Origin of the sequence: Nocardiopsis xinjiangensis YIM 90004, assembly GCF_000341145.1 — a bacterium.
Lineage (GTDB): Bacteria > Actinomycetota > Actinomycetes > Streptosporangiales > Streptosporangiaceae > Nocardiopsis > Nocardiopsis xinjiangensis.
Genome location: NZ_ANBE01000056.1, coordinates 13153 through 34287, shown reverse-complemented (window position 1 = coordinate 34287; position 21135 = coordinate 13153). Strand labels below are relative to the sequence as shown.

The window sequence follows — 21135 nt, the reverse complement described above, 5'->3', positions numbered from 1 at the left end:
ACCCCTTTCCGACCCACCAGCCCGGCGTAGGCGGAGTGGGTCGGCGACACCACTAGGACGGAGGTAAGGCTCCTTCCGGCTCCGGAGGGCGCCCTACAGCTCACATGGCCAAGTCAGTAGGCTCCTACATCTTCAACGCGGTGCGCGGCGGGGCCGTGGGCACCTCGGAAGCGTTGCCGGGCATCAGCGGCGGCACGGTCGCCCTCATCGTCGGGCTCTACGACGATCTCATCGGCGGCGCGGGACACATGGTCAGCGGGATCCGCCTGGCCGTGACCGACGGGTTGCGCGGCAAGGGCATGGGCCGCGCCAAGGAAGAGTTCGCTCAGGCGAACTGGGGAACTCTCGCTCCCGCGCTGATCGGCATGCCGATCTTCCTGGTTCTGGCCATGCTCCTCATCGAACCGATCCTGCACGACCACTCCCAGTACGCCTACGCCCTCTTCTTCGGGTTGGTGCTGGCCAGTCTGTGGATCCCCTACAGCGCCGCGGGCCTGCCGTGGCGACCGATGCACTACGTGGCCGGCCTCGTCGTCGCGGTCCTGGCGTTCTTCGTCATGAGCCTGCCCGGCGCCAACCTGCCGGTGCACCCCGTGGTGATCTTCTTCGCCGCCTCGGTGGCGATCTGCGCCCTGGTACTGCCGGGTATGTCCGGCTCCTTCATCCTGCTGACGGTGGGTCTGTACGAACCGGTCCTGCAGGCCGTGCGCGACATCGACGTGGCCTTCATCCTCACCTTCGCCGCCGGCGCGGCCACCGGCCTGGCACTGTTCGTGAAGCTGCTGCAGTACCTGCTCGACAACAAGCGGCGCCTCACCCTGGTCGTGCTCACCGGCATCATGGCCGGTTCGCTGCGCGCGCTGTGGCCCTGGCAGAACGAGGAGCGCGAGGTCGTGCCGGCCACCGACCTCCCGCTGACCGTGGGCTTCATGGTCCTGGGCTTCGCCGTGGTCACCACCGTGCTGGTGTGGGAACACCGCAAGCGGCTCCGCCGGGAGCGCGAGCACGGACACGACTCCGCCCTCGTCCGCTGAGACAGGACCCCCTAGAATCTCCCGATAGAGGCGCGGGGTGCCGGAACCTCACCGGTCCGGCTGAGAGCACACCCGTCGAACCTGCCCTAGTTCGTACTAGCGAAGGAACGCCATGAGCGCTTTCAACGTCATGTCCGTGGCCGGGAGCGACCCCAGCGGAGGCGCCGGGATCCAGGCCGACCTCAAGGCCTTCTCCGCTCACGGGGTCTTCGGGATGAGTGTGGTGACCGCCCTGACCGCCCAGTCCACGCGCGGGGTCGCCGACGTGCACGGGATCCCGGCCGCGTTCGTCACCCGTCAGCTCGACACCCTCCTCGAGGACGCGACGGTCCACGCGGTCAAGGTCGGAATGCTGGGCACCGCCGAGGTGACCGAAGCGGTGGCCGGGGCGATCGACCGGCACGGGCTCCAGGACGTGGTCGTGGACCCGGTCATGGTCGCCAAGAGCGGCGACCGCCTGCTGGAGGAGTCGGCCACCGAGGCCCTGCGCACCGTCCTGCTGCCCCGGGCCGGCCTCATCACCCCGAACCTGCCCGAGTCCGCCGACCTGCTCGGGGTCGAGGAAGCCACCGACCTGGCGGGCATGCACGAGCAGGCCGCGGAGCTGCTGGAGCTGGGGCCGCGTGCGGTCCTGCTCAAGGGCGGGCACCTGGACTCCGAGGACAGCATCGACGTGCTCGCCGTCGAGGACGCGGCCCCGGTGGAGTTCTCCGCGCCCCGGGTACACACCCGCAACACCCACGGCACGGGATGCACGCTCTCCTCCTCCATCGCCGCCCTGCTCCCCCAGAACCCGGACACGGCCGCGGCGGTGCGGGGCGCCAAGGACTACCTGACCGAGGCGCTGCGCCGTGCCGGCGACATCGGTGCCGGAGGCGGCCAGGGGCCGGTGCACCACTTCCACGCATGGTGGTGAGCGCCTTCCCGCCATGGACACGCACGAGGGGGACCGGCCCGGAGCCGGTCCCCCTCGTGCGTTCGGCGTCGGTCGGGCACCCGCGTCAGCTGCGGATGTCCTCCATGACCACGTCGGGGTTGCGCCACTCCGGGTGGTTGAAGAACTTGCGCGTCTCTGCCACGACGAGCGGGGAGAGCAGCAGGAGCCCGAGGAGGTTCGGCAACGCCATGAGCGCGTTGGCGATGTCGCTGAACAGCCACACCTCGTCCAGTGCGGCGATCGAGCCGATGAAGACGACCGCGAGGAACACGAACCGGTAAGGCGTCACGAACTTGCGCCCACCCAGGTACTCCACGCAGCGCTCGCCGTAGTAGGACCAGCCGAGCATCGTGGTGAAGGCGAACACCGTCACCGCGATGGCGACGATGTACTGCCCGGCGACCGCCAGTGCGGCACTGGCCTGACCGAGCCCCTCGGTCAGGGCCAGGGTGGTCAGCAGGGAACCGTCGACGTCCCCTTCCTGCCAGACCCCGGTCGTGATGATGACCAGGCAGGTCATCGTCACGACGATGATGGTGTCGATGAAGGTCTGGGTCATCGAGACCATGGCCTGGCGGACCGGCTCGCGGGTCTTGGCCGCGGCGGCGGCGATCGCGCCGGTGCCCAGGCCGGCCTCGTTGGAGAAGATGCCGCGCGAGAAACCCTGTTGGATGGCCAGCATCAGGCCCGCACCCGCGAAACCACCGACCGGCGCGGTGTAGCTGAAGGCGCTGGTGAACACGAGCTGCAGCGCGGGCAGGACCGAGGCCCAGTTGATGGCCAGCACCAGCAGGCAGGAGGCCACGTAGCCGATGATCATGATCGGCACGAGAGCCGAGGCCACCCGGCCGATGCTCTTGATCCCGCCGAGGATGACGGCACCGGCCAGCAGCATGAGGATCAGGCCCACGACCCAGGGTTCGACCTCGACGAGGCTGGTGACCTGCTGGGTGACGGTGTTGGCCTGGGTCCCGTTGCCGATACCGAAGGCGGCGATGGCTCCGAAGACGGCGAAAGCACCGCCGAGCACGGTGCCGAGCCAGCCGTTCAGCCCGTACTTGAGGTAGTACATCGGGCCGCCGCTCTGCTCACCCTTGGCGTCGGTGCGGCGGAACTTCACGCCCAGCAGCGCCTCGCTGTACTTCGTGGCCATGCCGAGGAGACCGACGACCCACATCCAGAAGAGCGCGCCCGGACCACCGACACCGATGGCCAGAGCAGCACCGGCGATGTTGCCGACACCGACCGTGGCGGCCAGAGCCGTACTCAATGCCTGGTAGTGCGAGATGTCCCCCTCGACCGAGGAGTCCTCCTTGCGCCGGATCAGGGCGAGCCAGAGCGAGTGGGGCAACCGCAGGAGCTGGAGCAGCTTCAGGCGGACGGTGAGGAACAGGCCGACACCGAACAGCAGAGGGATGAGGACGAAGGGTCCCCAGAGCACACTGCTGACGATCTCGGCCATCCCGAGGATCTGATCCATGCGGGGATCTCCGTATCACGTTCGGATCGGGGCACGGCCGTGTGCCCGCGCCCTGCTGCACACCGAAACGGTGGCCGGTCAACGTGCAACAGGTCACAGACATTTGATGAGGTGGTGACAGGTTTGCATTGGTTCATCACGCCTACGTCACGTTTATTCGACGCAAGCATTGCGGGTCGGGCCGGGCCCGACCCTCACTCCTGCGCGGAGTCCAGCGCCAACCGGCTCAGCCGCGCGGCGACCTCCTCCGGGTCGCCGCCGCGGCCGATCGCGATCCCCATCAGGAAGGTCGTCAAGGGTGCGGCGGGCCGGGCCACCGAGTGTGCGGCGTCCTTGGCCAGGTCCAGGACCCGGTCGACGTCGGCCCGGTCCAGGCGTTCGTTCTCGTCCAGTTCCAGTTCCGCGCGGACCAGGTCCGCCCACTCCACGAGGGTCACCAATTCACTCCTCTGCGCGATGATTCGGTCCGACGACCGTGACGCGTCGCCTGCTCTGCGGCGGTACTCCTGTGCCGTCGCCGTACCGCACTCTAGAACGGTCGACCCGCCCTCTCACAGGGGACCCGCGTCCCGACCCGCAGGAAAACCGTGCACTCCGCAGGGACGGCCCGGCATACGCCGACGATCGCACCGACCCGCGACCGCGGGGGCCGCTCTCGTCCGCCGACCGCCCGTCTGTCCACCGGAGCACCGCCATGGCCCGTCGCGCCCACATCGCAGTGGTCGGTGTCCCCGCCGTGAGCCACGTCCTACCCGGCCCGGAGATCGTCCGCGAGCTCTCCTACGACCGGGCGCCCATCGACGGCCACACGGCCGAGGCCGGGCCGAACGAGCAGCGCGGGGATCATGACAAGACATGAGCACAACTGCAGGGCGCACCGGATCGTGCTTCGGCAACCCGGTGATCGAGGGCTTCTTCACCTCGACAGAGACCGCATTGATCGACCAGAATTATTTGCGAATCTTTCAGGTTCCGAGCGAGAGATACTCCCCCCATCGAGCAGTTGTGAAACTCAGGCCGGAAGTACTCGGAAAACGGCCAGAGCGGCCTGGTTGAACATGGGCATCGTCATATCATGGCCGCACAGAAGATCCCTCCGAGAATGCCAAACCTCGATCGCAGGCCGACCGAGAAGAAGAAAATCGAAGGAGAAGATGTCAAATCATGACCAAGATCGCAATTGTTGGAGGCGGCATCCTCGGAAGTGCTGTCGAATCGGCACTGGAACGCCGAGGCCACGAAGTGATCGTCCTGTCGAGGCGCGCCGGATTTGATGTGACCAAACCGGAGACCATGACACCGCGACCGGACATCGACGCCGTGGTCGAAGCGACGGATGTATTTACCCAGAAGTTCGATATCGCTCGTGACTTCTTCCAGGCCTCCACGCGGAACATCAACCATTGGGCACAGGAATCTGGAATCGGCAAGCATGTGCTGATCTCCATCGTCAACTGCGAGGCCGACGCCATGTCCTCCAACGGCTACTACGCCGGCAATGCAGCCCAGGAGAAGGTCGCTCTGGAGGAGAACCACGGAACCGTGCTGGTGCGCTCGACCCTGTGGTATGAGTTCGCCAGGAAGAACCTCGATCGTATGAAGGTCGGCCCCTTCGCGATCGTTCCGCAGATGAAGGTGAAGCCCGTAGCGCTCGACGCGGTCGCGGAAGTGGTGGCCGAGTGCATCGACGGTGAGCGTCAGGGAAAGGCATACGACGTTTGCGGACCGGAGGTCATGTCGCTGTGGAGCATGACCCGGGTGTTGCAGAACAAGGGCGCACTACCGCTGTCGGTTCCCGCCCCCGGTCCCGCAGGCAAGGCCATGCGCCAGGGCGCGCTCATCCCCGGGCCGAGCGCCGAGACCGTGGGCCCCGGCTTCGATGAGTGGTTCGCCGAGGGTGATCGATGACCGCGCAGATCTACCGCGAGAAAGACGAATCCGCTGCACGGGTCATCGCCGGTGCCTCAACGGTCGGGCAACAAGTGCAACTCGCCGTCGATGCCCGGCCGGACTCGGCCGTCCACGACGATGAGGCTTCGCCGAGGCCGCGACGAGGGGTTTCCGCGTCCTGCACTCGAACCGGCGGATGCGGGCGATACCGTGGACGGCCGCCCAGGCGAGCCACCTGACGCAGCGGGCCGGCCCGTGGCCGGAGGGGCTCCGTACAGCGTCGGCGCCCGAGCCGGAGGGCGGTACTGACATGAGCCCTCACCACCCGGGCCCGGTAGGAAGGACTACCGTTCCCGAGGACAGGCGTACCCTTCCGGTCCTGCACGATTCATTTCTGGCGCGTGAGAGCCGGGTCCTGGACATGGACGGTCACATCGACCGAACGGGCGGCTCACCCGCCGGCTGCGTCCCCTCAGCCCCGACGCGTTGCGCGCCACTGTGAGCGTCTGGACCCCGGAAGGGCCCGACTCGCGCCGCGTTCCGTGGCACAAGGGGCCGGAGTTGCCCCTCCAGGCCTCTTTCCGAAACCAGGCGGAGAACCACGGGGCCGAGGAAGCGCTCATGATCGGCGAAGACGGAACCCTACGCGAGGGTGCCCACAGCAGCGTGGTCCACTGGGCCGATGGCACCCTCCTCGTGTCATCGGCCCCCAACGGCTGCCGAGTGTGACGGAGGCCGCCGTCGTTCGCGCGGCGGTCTCCAGCGGGGCCCGTCATGAGGCGACCCTGCGACCACGGGAGGTCCGTGCCGCCGACGAACTGTGGCCCCTCAGTTCCCTGCACGGAATCCGCGTGGTCACTGCCTGGGACGGCGAACCGGTCGCCGAAGCGGGCATCGCCGCGGAGTTTCGCGAACACCTACAAGCCATGGAACAAGACGTCGCTACGTGACTCGTCGCTTCGCCGAGCACGGCATCACCAGAACAGCGCGAAGCTCGTGAGTACAAGGACGGAAAATGACGGCTCCCACCACGGGCGAGGTTCTGATCGTTGACAACTACGACTCGTTCACCTACAACCTCGCCCAACAGGTCGCGCAGTGCACAGGTCGCCGGCCCACCGTCGTGCGTAACGACGTGCCGCTCGACGACATCGACTGGGAACGGATCACTCACGTGATCCTCTCACCAGGTCCAGGTGCTCCCGATGTGCCCAAGGACGTGGGGATATGCGCGGACATCTTAGAGCGCGTCGCCGTTCCCGTCCTGGGGGTCTGCCTGGGTCACCAGCTTCTGGCCACCCATTTCGGGGGGCGTGTGAGGCGGGCCGCAGAGCCCATGCACGGTCGGGTCTCCACCATTCAGCAGGCCGGCGACGCCCTGTTCGCCGGCCTGCCTCCGACCTTGGACGTGGTCAGGTACCACTCGCTGGCCGTCTCGGAGGTTCCGTCCGAGCTCCGGGTGACGTCCTCCACACACGATGGAGTAGTCATGGGACTGCGCCACGTCGACCGTCCCCTCTGGGGGGTGCAGTTCCATCCGGAGTCGGTCCTGAGCCGGTGGGGGCTGCAGATCATCGCCAACTTCCTCGCCATGGACACGGCTGAGGCCGGCGACTCGGCGAACAGCTGGTGGGTGGATCTCCGCCGGGTCCGGAAGGACGTGTCTCCCGCAGTGGTCCACGAAGCCCTGTACAAGGACGACGAGAAAAGCTTCTGGTTGGACAGCAACAGTGACGACAGCCGATCCGAGATGAGCGTCATGGGCTCGTGCGAAGGGGTGCTGTCCCACGTCTTGACCTACCATGCGGGAAGCGGAACCACGTTGCGCGAATTCGCCAACGGCCGCCAAGAGCAGGTGGACGGTGACATCTTCCGGGTGGTGGAGGACGAGCTGGCCCGTTTCGACTGCCTTCGTCGGCCGCGGACGACCATGGACTTCTGCCTCGGCTACGTCGGCTACCTGGGTTACGGCCTCAAGGCCGACACATGCGCGGTCGCTGACCCGACACCGTCAACGATGCCGGACAGCCGACTGACGTTCGTGGAGAGGGCTGTGGTGTTCGACCACCGCAACGGAGAGTTCCTCTTGCTCGCTCTCCGGTCCGGTGATCCCGGGTCGCTGCTCGATGTGGCCTCGAAGGGATGGATCGAAGCCACCGAGAGACGGATCCTAGGTTTCGGGACCCGTCAGCCAGAAGCGGATATTGTTCCTGCCGACATTCCTGACGACGCGACCCTGGAGTCCGAGTTCAGGTTCCGGCACGATCGGCGCTCTTATGTCGAAAAGATCCGTGAGAGCCAGGAGCTCATAGGCGCGGGCGAGTCCTACGAGATCTGCCTGACGAACATGCTGGAGTTCCCCGGGAGCGTGGATCCGTACGAGACGTACTCACTCCTCAGAAAGTATGCTCAGGTGCCGTACGGTGCTTTTCTGCGATACGGCGATTTCTCCGTGCTGAGCGCCTCTCCCGAGTGTTTTCTGACCGTCGGCGCCGACGGCTCTGTCGAGACACGCCCCATCAAGGGCACGAGGCCGCGCGGGCGGACAGAGGAGGAAGACCAGCTCCTGAAGAAGGACCTGCTCTCCGCGGAGAAGGATCGCGCGGAAAACCTCATGATCGTTGACCTCATGCGCAATGATCTGAACTCGGTGTGCCGAGAGGGATCGGTGCATGTTCCGACACTGTTCGACGTCGAGTCCTTCCCTTCGGTGCATCAACTGATCAGTACTGTTCGGGGCAGCCTCCGCCCCGGAAGTTCGCCCATCGAGTGCCTTCGCGCAACTTTCCCGGGCGGTTCCATGACTGGCGCACCCAAGGTCAGGACTCTTCAGATCATCGATGAACTCGAAGAAGGCCCGAGAGGCATCTACTCCGGAGCGATCGGATGGATCTCGCTCAGCGGCGCCCTCGCACTGAACATCGTGATCCGAAGTGTCGTCGTCGAACGCGACCGGGCGACGTTCGGGGTCGGAGGCGCCATCACACAGCTGTCGGACCCCGATCTCGAATACCAGGAAACATTGGTCAAGTCCCGGTTGGCCGCGGCCGCGCTGCTCGGGGCCGCAGCGGACAGGAACACGGCGCCATGAAAAGCAGCGCACCAGCTCACCCATGTGCCCGAGGGCGCGTCACGCGACCGTGCATATGAGTTTCGTTCAAGTCTTCACTTTCCGAGACGAGCACGACCGTCTCCTTGTGACAGAGGCCCAGGCGAACCGGCTCAGCAGCCTTGCCGAAGGGCCGGCTGAGCTGCCCGGATCCGGACACCGGGGCTGATGTGGTGTTCCCCCATCGGTTACGACGGTGCGCGGCTGACCCGCACACACGGTGAGGGGCCTCCCGGGACCGCGGATCCCGGGAGGCCCCTCGTGCGAGGCGTCCGCCCCGCCCCCTTTTGCCGGAGCGGTCACCTCTCCTCGAACCGGGTTCGGTGGAGCCCGGTCGAGAGAACTAGACCGCCGAGGTGGCGATCCCGGCGGGTGCGGGGATGACCCTGCTGGGGCTCTTGTCGGACAGCAGCCCGCCCAACACCTCCGACAGACGCTCCAGGTGACCGGAGATCCACGGCAGGGCCAACGGGTCGGTGGCCGCCAGGGCGGCGTAGCGGCGGTCCTCGGTGTCGCCGTAGAGCAGGCTGGTGGCGACCCTCATGCGCAGGGTGTCGGCGCTCTCGCCGAACTCCACCGCCGGGAGCACACCCATGCCGAAGCGCTCCAGCAGCAGGCCGGTCAGTTCCGGGCCCGTGGTGATCCCGTGCAGGGCGGCCAGAGGCTCGCGGAGCGGTTCGAAGTCCGGGTAGAGGTAGAAGGCTGCTCGCGGGGTCGCGACCTCGGCGCCGGCGGCGGTGAAGGCCTCGGTCACCCCTCGGGCGACCAGGCCGTGCAAGCGGCGGCTGCGGTCGATGTGGTCGACCAGTTCGGCGGGTTCGGTGAAGGCGTGGGCGGCGGCCTCCTGCACCGGGGCCGCGGGGCTGGACCAGATCTCGCTGGCCACGCCCAGGAGCCCGCCGCGCAGACGGTGGCCGATCTCGGATTCGGGCAGGCGCAGCACACCGATGCGCCAGCCGCCCAGGGCGAGGTTCTTGCTCAGCCCGGTGGAGATGACGGTGCGCTCGGGCGCGAAGTCGGCGGGGCTGTGCACCCGTACTTCGTCCTGGTCGGGGTGGACCAGGTCACGGTAGATCTCGTCGGAGATGACGACCAGGTCGAGTTCGCGGGCGACCTCGGCCAGGCGGCGTACGGTCTCCTCGCCTGCGACGGTCCCGGTCGGGTTGTCGGGCACGGTGACCACGACGGCGTTGACGGTGCGGCCCTGGCCACGGGCGTCGGTGACGGCGGCGTGCAGCAGGTCGGGCTGGGGGACCCCGCCCTGCCCGGTGGCGGTGGGGACCATGATGGGTCGGCTGCCGACCAGGCGGCTCTGGGCGGCGTAACTGACCCAGCTCGGGGCGGCGATCGCGGTGTCCCCGCCCAGCTCCAGGAGCAGGCTGTAGAGCAACGGCTTGCTGCCGGGACCGGCGATGACCATGGACGGGTCGGTGGGCAGGCCGCGGCGTTCCCAGTAACCGGCGGCGGCCTCGCGCAGGGCCGCGGACCCGGCGACGGGACCGTAGGCGTTGGCGCCGTTGCCCGCGGAGAGCTGGTCGCGCATGACCGGGTGGACCGGGAGTCCGGCCTCACCGAAGCCGAGCGGAAGCACGCGCACCCCCTGGCGGCGTTTCTCTTGGAGGGCTTCGTTCACGGCGAGGGTCGCGGACACAGTGACGGTCATGTCTGACTCATCTCCGGCTCATCTTGGGCGCTTGACCGCACCTTTGGGTCACGGTCTGTCACTACAACCCTGCCCGCCGCTTCCCATCAGGACAAGCACGCCTTTTCGATGGTGAGCATAAGGTGTTCTTATGCTTGATCTTCGACGCCTCCAACTGCTCCGTGAGTTCAGCGCACGCGGCACCATCGTGGCCACCGCGAACGCCCTGGGATACACGCCTTCCGCGGTCTCGCAGCAATTGGCCACCCTCGAACGCGAAACGGCTGTGGCGCTGCTCGACCGCTCTCCCAGAGGGGCGGAACTGACCGACGCGGGACGGCTCCTGGTCGCTCAGAGCGAGGAGATCCTGGCTCTGGTCGAGGCGACCGAGTCGGTTCTGGCCGAGCAGTCGGACGTGGCCCTGGGGACGGTCACTGTGACGGCGTTCCCGACCGCTGCCGTGGCTTTCGCACCCTTGCTGGCGCCCCCGCTGCGCCGGCACTCGGAGATGCAGTTGGTGCTGCGTCAGACCCTGTTGGCGTCCGGGACCCAGAAGGTGCAGTCCCGCGAGGTCGACATCGCCCTGATCGACGACTGGACCGGACAGCACCCGGGGCGCACCTCCGAGAGCGGCCTGCGCCACGTGCATCTGCTCGAGGACTCACTCGTACTGGCGGTGCCGGAGACCCACCGCCTGGCCGATCCTTCGCAACCGGTGGTGCTGGAGCAACTGCTGGGTGAGTCGTGGGTGGTGGCACCCGAGGGGGAGCGTTCGCGTCACGGGACCGACCGCCTCATGGCCGAGGTGGGCGGCCTGCCCTCGGCGACCTGGGAGTTCGAGGGGCTGGGCACGATCCTGAGCCTGGTCTCCAGCGGGATCGGCATTGCCGCGGTCCCGGCGCTCGCGACCGTGAGCGCGCCGGCGGGGCTGGTGTGCCGCAGCCTGCCCGCACCCACGCCGGAACGGCACGTCTATGCGGTGTTGCGCACGGGGACGCTGCGTCGCCCGGCGGTGCAGGTGACACTCTCGGCGCTGCGCGGGGCGGCACGCACGGTGGAGGAGCAGTTGGCGGTGCTGACCGGCCCGGCACCGGAGGACGCGGGCCGGTGACCGCCCGGGGCCCCGCACGAGGAAGTGGCCCGGCCGTCGGGCCGGGCCACTTCGGGTCGGTCGGTCTCGTGTTCTTCCGGTGGGCCGCGCCGGGCTCATCCCTTCCCGCCCGTGCGCCGGGTGCGATCGATGCGGCGGCGGAGCTTGCGACACACATGCAGGGCCCTGTCCCTGCCGTCACGGGCGTTCCACCAGCGTGCGTAGGTTTCGAGTCGTCTCTTGCGCAAGGAGTCCAGTTCGGCCTCCATACGGTTGACCCGGTGTTCCAGGTCGATGCGCTCGCGCTCGAATTCCGACATGTCACGTTCGTAGCAGCCCGCGTCGTTCTCGGCGTCCTTCAACCTGTCCACCAGGCCGTCGGCGGTCGGTTCCCGACCCTGGCCTGCTTGTCCGGTGATGCCTTGGAACCACACACCCTGCCTTGTTTCCGGTAATCCATAAATGGCACCGTTTGGAGCGCAAAAAACACGGAAACCTCACCCTTGAACAATGCGCTCATATCGGTCACTGCGCGTCACCTCCCCGGAGGTGCCGGAGGCAGACACCGCCCCGCTCAACTGTGCGTAGAGCGACTCGAAACGCTCCAGTGACCGGCGATGGTCGTGCTCGGCCGCCATCTCCCGGCCGGCCGCGCCCAGGAACCCGCGTTCGGCACGGGAGGACAGGACCGCGCGCAGCCGGTCGGCCAGCACCTCCACCTCCCCGGACGGGAACAGGTACCCGTTGCGGCCCTCGATGACCAGGTGCGGCAGCGCCATCGCGTCGGCCGCCACCACGGGCAACCCCGTCGACATCGCCTCCAGGGTCGCGATGCTCTGCAGTTCGGCCACCCCCGCGATCGCGAAGACGTCGCCGGCCACGTACACCGAGGGCAACGACTCGTCGGGCACGAACCCCAGGAAGCGGACCCGTTCCCGCACCCCCAGTACCCGGGCCAGCTCGGAGAGCTCCCCCTCGCGCTGACCGGTGCCGGCCAGTACCAGCTGCGCGTCCAGATCGGTGGTGAGCAGGGCCAGGGCACGCACCAGCTCGTCGATGCGCTTCTCCTCGTCCAGACGGCCCACGAAGACGATCGAGTCGCGGTCGGGCACACCCAGGCGGGCGCGTGCGGCCGAGCGTTCGGAGGCCCTCGGGTGGAAACGCTCCAGGTCGATCCCGCAGGAGACCGCCTCCACCTGCCGGCTCAGTCCCTGTTCGCGCAACAGTCGGGACGCACGCGGGGTCGGGGTGGTCACGTGGTCGGCCTGCTCGGCGACACGGATCATGTCGTGCCAGGCCAGCGAACCGGCCGCCGACTGCAGGGACCGGGGCACACGGGCGTGGGCGTAGAGGTTGTCCGGCATGAAGTGGTTGGTGAGCACCGTGGGGATCCCGGTGGCCTGTGCCCGTGCGAGCACCGTGCGACTGAGGGTGAAGTGACTCTGCACGTGGACGACGTCGGGAGCGAACCTGGCCAACAGACGGTCGACGTGTCCGCCCGACCCCAGTGGTAGCGCGGCCCGCATGGTCGGCTGGAACGGGATCCGGGCCGAGCGCACCCGGTGCTCGGTCACGCCCCCGGCCACCGACACGTGCGGCGGGCCCTGCGCGGAGGGGCAGAGCACGTGGACCAGGTGGCCGCGCGCGGCGAGCCCCTCGGCCAACCGGTGGGTGAAGTAGGCGGCACCGTTGACGTCGGGCGGATAGGTGTCGGTGGCGACGAGGACACGCAGCGGGCGTGCGGCTCTGAGCATGGCGGAGCTCCTTCGTTCAACGGGTGCGGTGGGATCGCGGCTCCTGCGCGGCCTCGGGGTTGCGGTCCCGGCTGCGGGCGAGGCCGACGGTCCCCACCACGGCCAGGAGCGCGAAGGCCGACGCGCCGGCCTGGGCGAGCGGTGTCTCCGGGGCGCCCTCCCCGAGCATCACCGCGCCGATACCGACACCGACGACGGGGTCGGTGACCAGCAGGGTCGCGTAGGCGGCGGCGAAATGGCCGCTGCGATAGGCGTTCTGCACCAACAGGGCGCCGAACACCGCGGTGCCCGCGGCCAGCAGGGTCAGCCAGCTAACCAGCTGGGACCAGTCGCCGTGCGCGCCGGCCAGGATCACACGGGCCAACCCGGAGGTGGTGCCCATGGCGGCGCCGCCGGCCATGGCGAGCAGGATCGCTCGGACCGGACTGGGAAACCAGCGTGCGATCAGGTGCAACAGGATCCCCGCGCCGATGACGGCCCCGGCCAGGGCCAGGGCGGTGCCGGTGTCCATCACGGGTGCCTCGTCCACGTGCGGGAACAGCCACAGCACACCGGTGAGACCGGCCATGACGGCGAGGCCGGCGATGACCTGGTGCGAGCCGACCGCTCGGTGGGTGAAGAACGACCAGAGCACGATCGCGAAGAGCAGGCCGGTCACACCGAGGGGTTGGATGATGGTGAGCGGGGCGCCGCTGAGCGCCGCCAGGTGCAGGAGCGCCCCCAGCACGACCAGGAGCCCGCCGATGAGCCAGCGCGGGCGCCCGAACAGGTGGAACATGACACCGGCGCGGGCGACCCGGCCCCCGGGGGCACGGACCGCGTCGCGTTCCTGCAGGGCCGACCCGAGGGCCAGAGCGAAGGCCCCCACCACAGCGACGGGCACCGCCCACAGCATCGTCGCCCTCCCCCTTCCGGTCGTGTGTGCTTACCCCTTTCGGACATGGCCGGGGTACCGCCGGGTGTGCATACCGCACAGCGGACCGCGCACCCGTCCCCTCCCCTGCGGGAAGAGCGGATACGCAGTCCGACCGGGTGGCGCTGTTGCGGCCCCTGCCTCTGATGTTGCCTCGTTCGGGGCAGAGCCAACATCAACACGGGGCCAAGGTCGGGTATCGGCACACCCCGAATGTGGGGGTTTCTGATCCGTTTGTCGCTACCCCTGGGCCGTCCCCGGTGCGCGTGACACGATGTCCGTCAATGGTCTAGACCGGATAGGAGCAGCCGTGTCCGACACCCTGATCCCCCGCCCCCGTGAGTCCTCCCCCGGCGACGGCCCGGGCCTGGCGCTGACCGCCCGCACGCGTGTGCACGCAGGAGCGGAGGCCGCCGGGGTCCTGGCCTGGCTGCGCCGCGAGGTCGGCTCCGCGATCGGGCTGCCCCTGGAACGCGGCGGTGAGAGCGACGCACAGATCCGGCTCAGCGTGGACCCCGGCGCAGGGCTCTCCCCCGAGGGGTACCGGCTGGTCGTCGACTCCGAGGGCGCCTCGGTCATCGGCCACGACGCCGCCGGTGTGTTCTACGGGGCGCAGACCCTGCGCCAGCTCCTGCCCGCCGACGTGTACCGCGGTGCTCCCCCGGTCGGCGCGGAATGGGTCCTGCCCGCCGTGAGCATCACCGACACGCCCCGGTTCCGGTGGCGGGGCGCGATGCTCGACATCGCCCGCCACTTCCAGCCCAAACGCGAGATCCTGCGCTTCGTCGACCTGATGGCGATGCACAAGCTCAACGTGCTCCACCTGCATCTGAGCGATGATCAGGGCTGGCGGGTGCAGATCAGGCGGTATCCGAAACTGACGGAGGAGGGTTCCTGGCGCACCGAGAGCCAGGTGGGAGCGGTGCGTCCGCCGGTCTTCGACGGGCGCCCCCACGGCGGATACCTCGCCCAGGACGACGTGCGCGAGATCGTGGCCCACGCCGCCGAACGCCACGTGAGGGTGGTGCCCGAGATCGATGTGCCCGGACACTCCCGAGCCGCGATCCACGCCTACCCCGAACTCGGCGAGGCCGGGCGCGTCCCCGTCGGGACCCAGTGGGGGATCTTCGAGGAGGTCCTGGCCGTGACCGACGGGGTCCTGGACTTCTACCGCAACGTCATCGACGAGCTGCTGGAGCTGTTCCCCTCCCCCTTCTTCCATATCGGCGGCGACGAGTGCCCCAAGGCGCAATGGAAGGACAGCCCCTCGGCCCAGCAGCGGATCCGGGAGGAGGGGCTGGCCGACGAGCACGAGTTGCAGAGCTGGTTCATCCGGCGACTCGACCAGCACTTGGCCTCGCGCGGGCGGCGCATGGTCGGCTGGGACGAGATCCTGGAGGGCTGGCTCTGGGCCGGGCAGGACGGACCCCGCGCCCCCGAGGGCGAGCGCGAGGGCCTGTCTGCGGGTGCGGCCGTGATGTCCTGGCGCGGTGAGGAGGGCGGTGTCGCGGCAGCACGGGCCGGCCACGACGTGGTCATGGCTCCCACAGAGACCTCCTACCTCGACTACCGCCAGTCGGAGTCCGAGGACGAACCGGTCAAGGTCGGCACTCTCCTGCGGGTGGAGGACGTCTACCTCTCCGAACCCGTCCCGGAGGGACTGAGCCCGCAGGAGGCCGAACACGTGCTGGGGGCGCAGGTCAATGTCTGGACCGAACACATCGACACGCCGCGGCGGCTGGACTACATGGTCTTCCCCCGGTTGTCGGCCTTCGCGGAGAAGGTGTGGTCGGCGGGCGCACGCGACTACGCCGAGTTCGAACCGCGCCTGCGCGCCCACCTGCTCCGCCTGGACGCCGCGGGGGTGGAATACCGCCCCTTGGAGGGTCCGCGTCCGTGGCAGACCCGGCCCGGGGTGATCGGACGGGACTGACCGGCGCCGGAACGGGGACAAGTCGGTGCGCCCCGTCCCCGGCCGGCACCGGTCCTGGTCAGAAGTAGGTGGCCACGGCCTCGACCACGGTGTCCTCGGCGTCCACGACCGGGATGAGGGCCCACCGGTCGAAGGCCGTGCACGGGTGCGAGATACCGAAGGAGATCAGGTCGCCGGGGCGTGGATGGAGCTCCGCCGGCACGCTCAGATAAGCGTGGTGGTCGTTCAGACCCGTGACCTCGGCGCCCTCGGCCGAGCTCTGGGTGCCGTCGGAGCGGCGCAGGCGGCGCGGCACGGGCAGGCCCGCGTCGAAGTTGGCCTCGCGGCGTCCCAGGCCGGCGATGGCCTGCCCCTCCTCCGGGGTCGACGTGACCTGGGCCCACAGTTCCAGGGCCCCGGCCAGCGCGTCGGGTCCCTCGGCCAGGCGCCGGTAGGGGGTGGTGCGTCGGTAGAGGCCGTCGTCGTGGGCGACGTAGGCGCCGCTGCGCAGGATCGTCCACACGTCCTCGGCACCGCCGAACTCCTCGGCGACCAGGTCGAACCAGGCGCTGCCGCCCACCGACAGGACGGGACGGCCCAGGCCGTGGTCCTCGGCGAGCTCGGCGGCGTCGGCGCGCAGGTCGCGCAGGAACCCGCGCACGGCCTCGGCCCCACCGGTCACCGGTCCCTCGTACCCGGCCACACCGGCGAGTTCGAGTCCGGGGGCAGCCGCCACCTCCTCGGCCACGGCCAGCACACCGGCGCGGTCGCGGCACCCGGTGCGTCCGCCGCGCACGCCGCGTTCGACCAGGATCCGCAGCGGGCGCCCGCGGGGGTCGGCCACGGAGGCGGCCGCGGCCACGCCCTCGGGCGAGTCGGCGTAGAAGAGGAATTCGAATCCGGGGTCGCGGTCGAGCTCGGCGGCGATCCAGGACAGGGCCCGGGTGTCCAGGAGCTCGTTGGCCAGGACGATGCGCTGTACGCCGAAGCGGCGGTAGGCCAGTACCTGGTTGGCGGTCGCGGCGGTCACGCCCCAGGCGCCGGCGTCGAGCTGGCGCTGGATGAGGGCCGGCGCCATGGAGGTCTTGCCGTGTGGTGCGAAAGTGAGTCCGTGGTGTTCGGTGAAGCCGGCGAGGGCGGTGATGTTGCGGGTCAGTTCCGGTTCGCGCAACACCATGAGGGGCCACGTGAAGGGGCCGGTGAACAGCCCTCCGGCCTGCTGCGCGAACTCGTCGAGGGTGAGGGAGCCCTCGGGCCACCACACCCCCTTGGTGCGCCAGTCGATGTGTTCCTGCGGGATGGTCAACCGCTCGCTCACTGGGCCGGCTCCGCCTTTCGCTCCAGTGGCCCGCCCCGGGCGCGGTGGGCGCCCGGGGCGGGCCCGGTGTGTGTCGGAGCGATCCTCCCACCTGTGGGGCGGCCGACGGGGTGGGCCGGCGCCCACCGCACAGGCCCGGCTGTACTCAGCCTCTGTGGTCAGTACACCTGGGTTCCCTCCGGCTCCGTCTCCTCCTACATCTCTGCCTGCCGGGCGCCTTCGAACTCGGCGATCGCGTCCTGGCCGATGTCGGGGAAGTCGGTGACGAAACCGTTGGCACCCAGTTCCAGGACCTCGACCATGCGGTCCTGCTCATTGATGGTGTAGGGCATGATCTCGAAACCCGCCTCCTGGACGGCGGAGACGTAGTCGGCGGTCAGCTCGGTGTGGTTCGGGTTGACCATGTCGGCCCAGTCGTGGTCGCCGAGCTCGTCCACGGGCACTTCTCCGAGCAGGCCGTGCGGGATCGAGGGCAGCAGGCCCTTGGAGGTTTCCATGGAACCCCAGTCGAAGCTCTGGACCATGAGCCGGTTCGGTTCCCGAGGGGGGTTCTTCCTCATCCAGTAACCGCGGGAAGTGATCTCCCCGGCCAGGGCCTCCTCGATACCGGGGTGGCTCTGGGGGTCCTTGACCTCGAGGAAGAGGTTGAGGTCCAGGCTCTCCAACCGGTCCAGGGCCTCCTCGAAGGTGGGAACGGGTTCTCCCTCGAAGGCCGGGTCGAACCAGCTTCCGGCGTCGACCTCCTCGATCTGCTCCAGCGTCAGGTCGGAGATGTCGTAGGAGTCGAGGTCGGGGTGGACCTCCTCGATGTCGGTGGTGCGCTCCAGGGACGCGTCGTGCATGAGCACGGGTTCACCGTCGGCGGTGAGCTGGACGTCGATCTCGACGGTCCCGGCATCCAGTTCGTCGGCGGCGTCGATGGCGGCAAGGGTGTTCTCGGGTGCGTGCCCGGAGGCTCCGCGGTGGGCGACGGCGACGAGCGGGCGTTCGGGGGACGGTTGCTCCGCCGATACCGGACCGGCGCCGGCCGGCTCCGACGGAAAGAGTGACGGCCCGGCCAGGGCGGGGACCCCGCCGGCCGTCACGGCGAATGTTACGGCTCCGACAACGATCGCGATGCGACGCACCGGACCTCCCATGTACGAGTGATGTGCCGAGTGCTACCTCAGACTGAGAGCAGTTGGTGACAACACGGTGACCATGAGCCGAGCGCAGGATGATGCTCGCCCTACCGTCTGGTTGGGAGAACCCGCCCCGCCCCATCGGGCACCTCATGGATCTCCTCGATCACTTTGTGTACTTCTTTGGCCGTAGGACCCTTCGCTCATGACACAGGGAACTGAGTTCATCACCAGGTGTAGTCGATGGGAAGGGGCTCGTATGCGCAAGCACCACACCTGGTGGGTCGCGCTCTGGGGAAGCGGCCGTTGCGGAGCGGACCACCGCGCCGATCGGGTCCGAGGAGTGGAGCGGTTGCGGGAGCACCTGCCCTGGCATCTGCCCACCATCGACACCTGAGGTGCGGGCCGCCCGGACCCCTGCCGGCGGTGCGCTCGCGCCGTGGGCCGCCGTCGTTCCTGGGCGGGACCGGTGTTGCACCGGGGGCGGCTCCTGGGCCACGCTCACCACCTCCCCGTACCCCTCTAGGACGTTTCGGTGTCGGCCCAGTGTGTGGACGCTCCCGCCTTCCACGCCGGGCGAATCGTTATACCGGTGCACTTCTCGGTCCGATACGGTCGTCGCGCGGTCACGGCCCCGCCGGTCCTGCCCTTTCCCTCGTGCCGCGTCCGTCCCGGGACGTGCCGCCCCCTGCCCCGAGGAGGTCTCCCCCGATGCCGGCCCCGACCACCCGTCCACAACTGCGCGGCGACTTCGGCATGGTCGCCTCCACCCACTGGCTGGCCAGCGCCACCGGTATGTCGGTCCTCGAGCGCGGCGGCAACGCCTTCGACGCGGCGGTGGCGGCGGGGTTCACCCTCCAGGTCGTCGAACCGCACCTGAACGGCCCCGGGGGCGAGGTGCCCGTGATCTTCCAGTCCGCGGGCGGGCCCGCACGTGTGCTCTGCGGGCAGGGCGTGGCCCCCGCCGGCGCGACGATCGGCGCCTACACCGCGCTCGGGCTCGACCGTGTCCCCGGCAGCGGGGTGCTGGCCGCCACGGTCCCGGGCGCCTTCGACACGTGGATGCTGCTGCTGCGCGACCACGGGACCATGGGTGTGCGCGAGGTCCTCGACCACGCCATCGGCCTGTGCGAGCGCGGTTATCCCGTCCTTGCCAGGGTCGCGGCGGCCGTGGAATCGCTCGCCCCGGTCTTCGGCCGGCACTGGGCGGGTTCGGCGGAGCTGTACCTGCCCGGCGGCAGCGCACCGGCCCCCGGACCCCGCCTGCGCAACCCGGCTCTGGCCGCCACGTACCGGCGGCTGGTCACCGAGGCCGAGGCCGCCGGAGCCGGGCGCGAGGCCGGCATCGACGCCGCCCGCCGGGCATGGTCGCAGGGGTTCGTGGCCGAGGCGCTGGACGGTTTCCTGTCCGAGGACGTGCCCAGCTCGACCGGCCGGCCCCAGCGTGCGTTCCTGCGCGGTCAGGACCTGGCCGAGTGGAGTGCCCGTTACGAGGACCCGGCCTCGGTGCGCCACGGTTCGCACACCGTGCACAAGACCGGGCCGTGGGGCCAGGGCCCCACCATGCTCCAACAGCTGCGTCTGGCCGAGGTCCTGGGCACCGGTGACCTGGCGGGGACCTCACGCGAGGGGACCGACCCCGACTTCGTGCACCGGGTGACCGAGGCAGCCAAGCTCGTCTTCGCCGACCGTGAGTCCTGGTACGGCGACCCGGACCACACGGACGTGCCTCTGGAGGAGCTCCTGTCGGCCGAGTACGCCCGCTCCCGCGCGGGCCTGGTCGAGGACGCCGCCGCGAATCCGGAGCAACGCCCCGGCGCCCCGGGCACGCGCACGCCCTACATGCCGCCGACCTACCTGCCCGGGCAGGCCTCGCCGGACCGCACCACCGGTGAGCCGACGGTGCGCGACGCCGCAGACCCCGCCGCCCGGCGCGGGGACACCTGCCACCTGGACGTGGTCGACGCCCACGGCAACATGGTCTCGGCGACCCCCAGCGGCGGGTGGCTGTCGAGCTCACCCGTCGTACCCGCGCTCGGTTTCCCGCTCGGCACCCGGGCGCAGATGTTCTGGCTCGACGAGCACTCCCCCAACGCCCTGTCCCCGGGGCGCCGTCCGCGCACGACCCTGTCGCCGACCCTCGTCACCCGGGAGGACGGGCAGGCGGTGCTGGCCATCGGCACCCCAGGAGGCGACCAGCAGGACCAGTGGACCTTCACGGCGCTGATGCGGATCCTGCACGGGGCCGAGGACCTGCAAGAGACCCTGGACGCCCCGATGTTCCACACGAACGCGTTCCCGAGCTCCTTCCACCCGCGCGAGACCGTGCCCGGCAGCCTCGTCGTGGAGCCCGAGGTCGGACCGGAGACCATCGGGGAGATGCGGCGGCGCGGGCACGAGGTCACCGTCGCCGAGCCCTGGTCGCTGGGACGGCTGGCCGCGGTGGGCCGCGACCCCGACACCGGTGAGCTGCGCGCCGCCGCCGACGCACGGGGCGCGCAGGGGTACGCGGCCGGGCGCTGAGGCAGGTGCCGGACGCCGATCCGGCGGGTCCGGCGCTCTCATCACCGCGCGGGAAGGGGTCTCGGGAAGGGTGGGCTTCGTGCTGTGTATCGCTCTTGGTCCGACCTCTTGCAAAATCTCCGTGTCACTGCTTATGTAGATCTTGTGACGGGAAACGCCGAGACCCATCGTGAGCGTTCCCATACAGAACTCCATACTTTCCCCGGCAGGGCACGCGGCTGTCTCCCCCTCCCTCAGCGGCGTCCCTGCTTCTCCCCTCCTCAACCGAGACCTGCCTTCCCCTCCCGGCTGGGTCATTCGGACAAGGAGAGATCCGTGGGCCGTGGCGCCGCTTCCCGAGCGGCACCACGGCCCACGTGTTTTGTGTGTGCCGCCATTCGGATCCGGCTCTTTTACCACGGGCGCAATGCAA

18 protein-coding genes, 1 pseudogene and 1 riboswitch are annotated in these 21135 nt (G+C 69.3%); of the genes and pseudogenes, 11 read left to right on the top strand and 8 right to left on the bottom strand.

Going from position 1 to position 21135, the window contains the following annotated elements; translation table 11 throughout:
- Positions 1–104: 104 nt before the first annotated feature.
- A complete protein-coding gene (locus tag D473_RS0122455; protein ID WP_017611290.1) occupies positions 105–1034 on the top strand; it encodes a DUF368 domain-containing protein in 930 nt (309 codons plus the stop codon).
- A gap of 23 nt (positions 1035–1057) precedes the next feature.
- Positions 1058–1159, top strand: a riboswitch (TPP riboswitch).
- Entirely contained in the window at positions 1147–1950 is an 804-nt protein-coding gene (gene thiD / locus D473_RS0122450; protein ID WP_017611289.1) for a bifunctional hydroxymethylpyrimidine kinase/phosphomethylpyrimidine kinase, read from the top strand. Its footprint overlaps the riboswitch before it by 13 nt.
- A gap of 85 nt (positions 1951–2035) precedes the next feature.
- Here thiD and D473_RS0122445 read toward each other — a convergent pair whose 3' ends face one another.
- Positions 2036–3451 (bottom strand): alanine/glycine:cation symporter family protein, encoded by a 1416-nt coding sequence (locus D473_RS0122445; protein ID WP_017611288.1) that lies wholly within the window; start codon positions 3449–3451, stop codon positions 2036–2038.
- 194 nt (positions 3452–3645) lie between these two features.
- Positions 3646–3888 (bottom strand): DUF6457 domain-containing protein, encoded by a 243-nt coding sequence (locus tag D473_RS0122440; protein WP_026127212.1) that lies wholly within the window; start codon positions 3886–3888, stop codon positions 3646–3648.
- Between the two features lie 257 nt (positions 3889–4145).
- On the opposite strand from D473_RS0122440, the gene D473_RS27790 reads away from it, so the two are divergent.
- The 5 genes and pseudogenes from D473_RS27790 to pabB all read left to right on the top strand — a co-directional run bounded on the left by D473_RS27790 (position 4146) and on the right by pabB (position 8432).
- The gene (locus D473_RS27790) at positions 4146–4310 is read left to right on the top strand and encodes a hypothetical protein (protein ID WP_017611286.1); all 165 of its coding nucleotides are present in this window, start codon (positions 4146–4148) and stop codon (positions 4308–4310) included.
- 305 nt (positions 4311–4615) lie between these two features.
- Positions 4616–5359 (top strand): SDR family oxidoreductase, encoded by a 744-nt coding sequence (locus D473_RS28265; protein ID WP_033353855.1) that lies wholly within the window; start codon positions 4616–4618, stop codon positions 5357–5359.
- Between the two features lie 441 nt (positions 5360–5800).
- Positions 5801–6070 (top strand): annotated as a pseudogene (locus tag D473_RS28755) (aminotransferase class IV); the annotation flags it as partial.
- Complete coding sequence (locus D473_RS26165; protein ID WP_017611283.1) at positions 6067–6291, top strand: aminotransferase class IV; 225 nt, start codon at positions 6067–6069, stop codon at positions 6289–6291. The pseudogene D473_RS28755 and the gene D473_RS26165, both read left to right, overlap by 4 nt.
- Before the next feature lie 65 nt (positions 6292–6356).
- Positions 6357–8432 carry an aminodeoxychorismate synthase component I gene (gene pabB / locus D473_RS0122415; protein WP_017611282.1) on the top strand — a complete coding sequence of 692 codons (2076 nt, stop codon included), beginning with the start codon at positions 6357–6359 and terminating at the stop codon, positions 8430–8432.
- A gap of 361 nt (positions 8433–8793) precedes the next feature.
- Here the strand turns inward: pabB and D473_RS0122410 are convergent, their stop codons facing one another.
- Positions 8794–10113 carry a pyridoxal phosphate-dependent aminotransferase gene (locus D473_RS0122410; protein WP_017611281.1) on the bottom strand — a complete coding sequence of 440 codons (1320 nt, stop codon included), beginning with the start codon at positions 10111–10113 and terminating at the stop codon, positions 8794–8796.
- A 130-nt stretch (positions 10114–10243) separates the two neighbouring features.
- Here D473_RS0122410 and D473_RS0122405 point away from each other — a divergent pair, with 130 nt between their 5' ends.
- The gene (locus D473_RS0122405; protein ID WP_017611280.1) at positions 10244–11203 is read left to right on the top strand and encodes a LysR family transcriptional regulator; all 960 of its coding nucleotides are present in this window, start codon (positions 10244–10246) and stop codon (positions 11201–11203) included.
- 95 nt (positions 11204–11298) lie between these two features.
- Here the strand turns inward: D473_RS0122405 and D473_RS0122400 are convergent, their stop codons facing one another.
- The 3 genes from D473_RS0122400 to D473_RS0122390 all read right to left on the bottom strand — a co-directional run bounded on the left by D473_RS0122400 (position 11299) and on the right by D473_RS0122390 (position 13831).
- Positions 11299–11616 carry a hypothetical protein gene (locus D473_RS0122400; protein WP_017611279.1) on the bottom strand — a complete coding sequence of 106 codons (318 nt, stop codon included), beginning with the start codon at positions 11614–11616 and terminating at the stop codon, positions 11299–11301.
- A gap of 63 nt (positions 11617–11679) precedes the next feature.
- Positions 11680–12936, bottom strand: coding sequence for a glycosyltransferase (locus D473_RS0122395; RefSeq protein ID WP_017611278.1), 1257 nt, complete (start codon positions 12934–12936; stop codon positions 11680–11682).
- Positions 12937–12952: 16 nt separating this feature from the next.
- Positions 12953–13831, bottom strand: a complete 879-nt coding sequence (locus D473_RS0122390; protein ID WP_017611277.1) for a DMT family transporter — start codon at positions 13829–13831, stop codon at positions 12953–12955.
- Between the two features lie 292 nt (positions 13832–14123).
- Here D473_RS0122390 and D473_RS0122385 point away from each other — a divergent pair, with 292 nt between their 5' ends.
- The gene (locus D473_RS0122385; RefSeq protein WP_051043205.1) at positions 14124–15782 is read left to right on the top strand and encodes a beta-N-acetylhexosaminidase; all 1659 of its coding nucleotides are present in this window, start codon (positions 14124–14126) and stop codon (positions 15780–15782) included.
- 58 nt (positions 15783–15840) lie between these two features.
- On the opposite strand, the gene D473_RS0122380 is transcribed toward D473_RS0122385, so the two are convergent.
- A complete protein-coding gene (locus D473_RS0122380; RefSeq protein ID WP_017611275.1) occupies positions 15841–17079 on the bottom strand; it encodes an alanine racemase in 1239 nt (412 codons plus the stop codon).
- Positions 17080–17273: 194 nt separating this feature from the next.
- Positions 17274–18206: a glycerophosphodiester phosphodiesterase gene (locus D473_RS0122375; RefSeq protein WP_033353858.1), complete on the bottom strand. Its 933-nt coding sequence runs from the start codon at positions 18204–18206 to the stop codon at positions 17274–17276.
- Positions 18207–18459: 253 nt separating this feature from the next.
- On the opposite strand from D473_RS0122375, the gene D473_RS27525 reads away from it, so the two are divergent.
- Together D473_RS27525 and D473_RS0122365 are read left to right on the top strand one after the other, a co-directional pair.
- Positions 18460–18597, top strand: coding sequence for a hypothetical protein (locus D473_RS27525; RefSeq protein ID WP_017611273.1), 138 nt, complete (start codon positions 18460–18462; stop codon positions 18595–18597).
- 314 nt (positions 18598–18911) lie between these two features.
- Positions 18912–20723: a gamma-glutamyltransferase family protein gene (locus D473_RS0122365; RefSeq protein WP_017611272.1), complete on the top strand. Its 1812-nt coding sequence runs from the start codon at positions 18912–18914 to the stop codon at positions 20721–20723.
- Positions 20724–21135 lie beyond the last annotated feature (412 nt).

Coding starts and splice junctions, on each gene's coding strand:
- D473_RS0122410 (WP_017611281.1), bottom strand. CDS start 10,113: ATGACCGTCACTGTGTCCGCGACCCTCGCCGTGAACGAAGCCCTCCAA.
- D473_RS0122405 (WP_017611280.1), top strand. CDS start 10,244: ATGCTTGATCTTCGACGCCTCCAACTGCTCCGTGAGTTCAGCGCACGC.
- D473_RS0122365 (WP_017611272.1), top strand. CDS start 18,912: ATGCCGGCCCCGACCACCCGTCCACAACTGCGCGGCGACTTCGGCATG.
- D473_RS0122390 (WP_017611277.1), bottom strand. CDS start 13,831: ATGCTGTGGGCGGTGCCCGTCGCTGTGGTGGGGGCCTTCGCTCTGGCC.
- thiD (WP_017611289.1), top strand. CDS start 1,147: ATGAGCGCTTTCAACGTCATGTCCGTGGCCGGGAGCGACCCCAGCGGA.
- D473_RS0122455 (WP_017611290.1), top strand. CDS start 105: ATGGCCAAGTCAGTAGGCTCCTACATCTTCAACGCGGTGCGCGGCGGG.
- D473_RS27525 (WP_017611273.1), top strand. CDS start 18,460: ATGCGCAAGCACCACACCTGGTGGGTCGCGCTCTGGGGAAGCGGCCGT.
- pabB (WP_017611282.1), top strand. CDS start 6,357: ATGACGGCTCCCACCACGGGCGAGGTTCTGATCGTTGACAACTACGAC.
- D473_RS0122445 (WP_017611288.1), bottom strand. CDS start 3,451: ATGGATCAGATCCTCGGGATGGCCGAGATCGTCAGCAGTGTGCTCTGG.
- D473_RS0122395 (WP_017611278.1), bottom strand. CDS start 12,936: ATGCTCAGAGCCGCACGCCCGCTGCGTGTCCTCGTCGCCACCGACACC.
- D473_RS0122385 (WP_051043205.1), top strand. CDS start 14,124: ATGTCCGTCAATGGTCTAGACCGGATAGGAGCAGCCGTGTCCGACACC.
- D473_RS28265 (WP_033353855.1), top strand. CDS start 4,616: ATGACCAAGATCGCAATTGTTGGAGGCGGCATCCTCGGAAGTGCTGTC.
- D473_RS27790 (WP_017611286.1), top strand. CDS start 4,146: ATGGCCCGTCGCGCCCACATCGCAGTGGTCGGTGTCCCCGCCGTGAGC.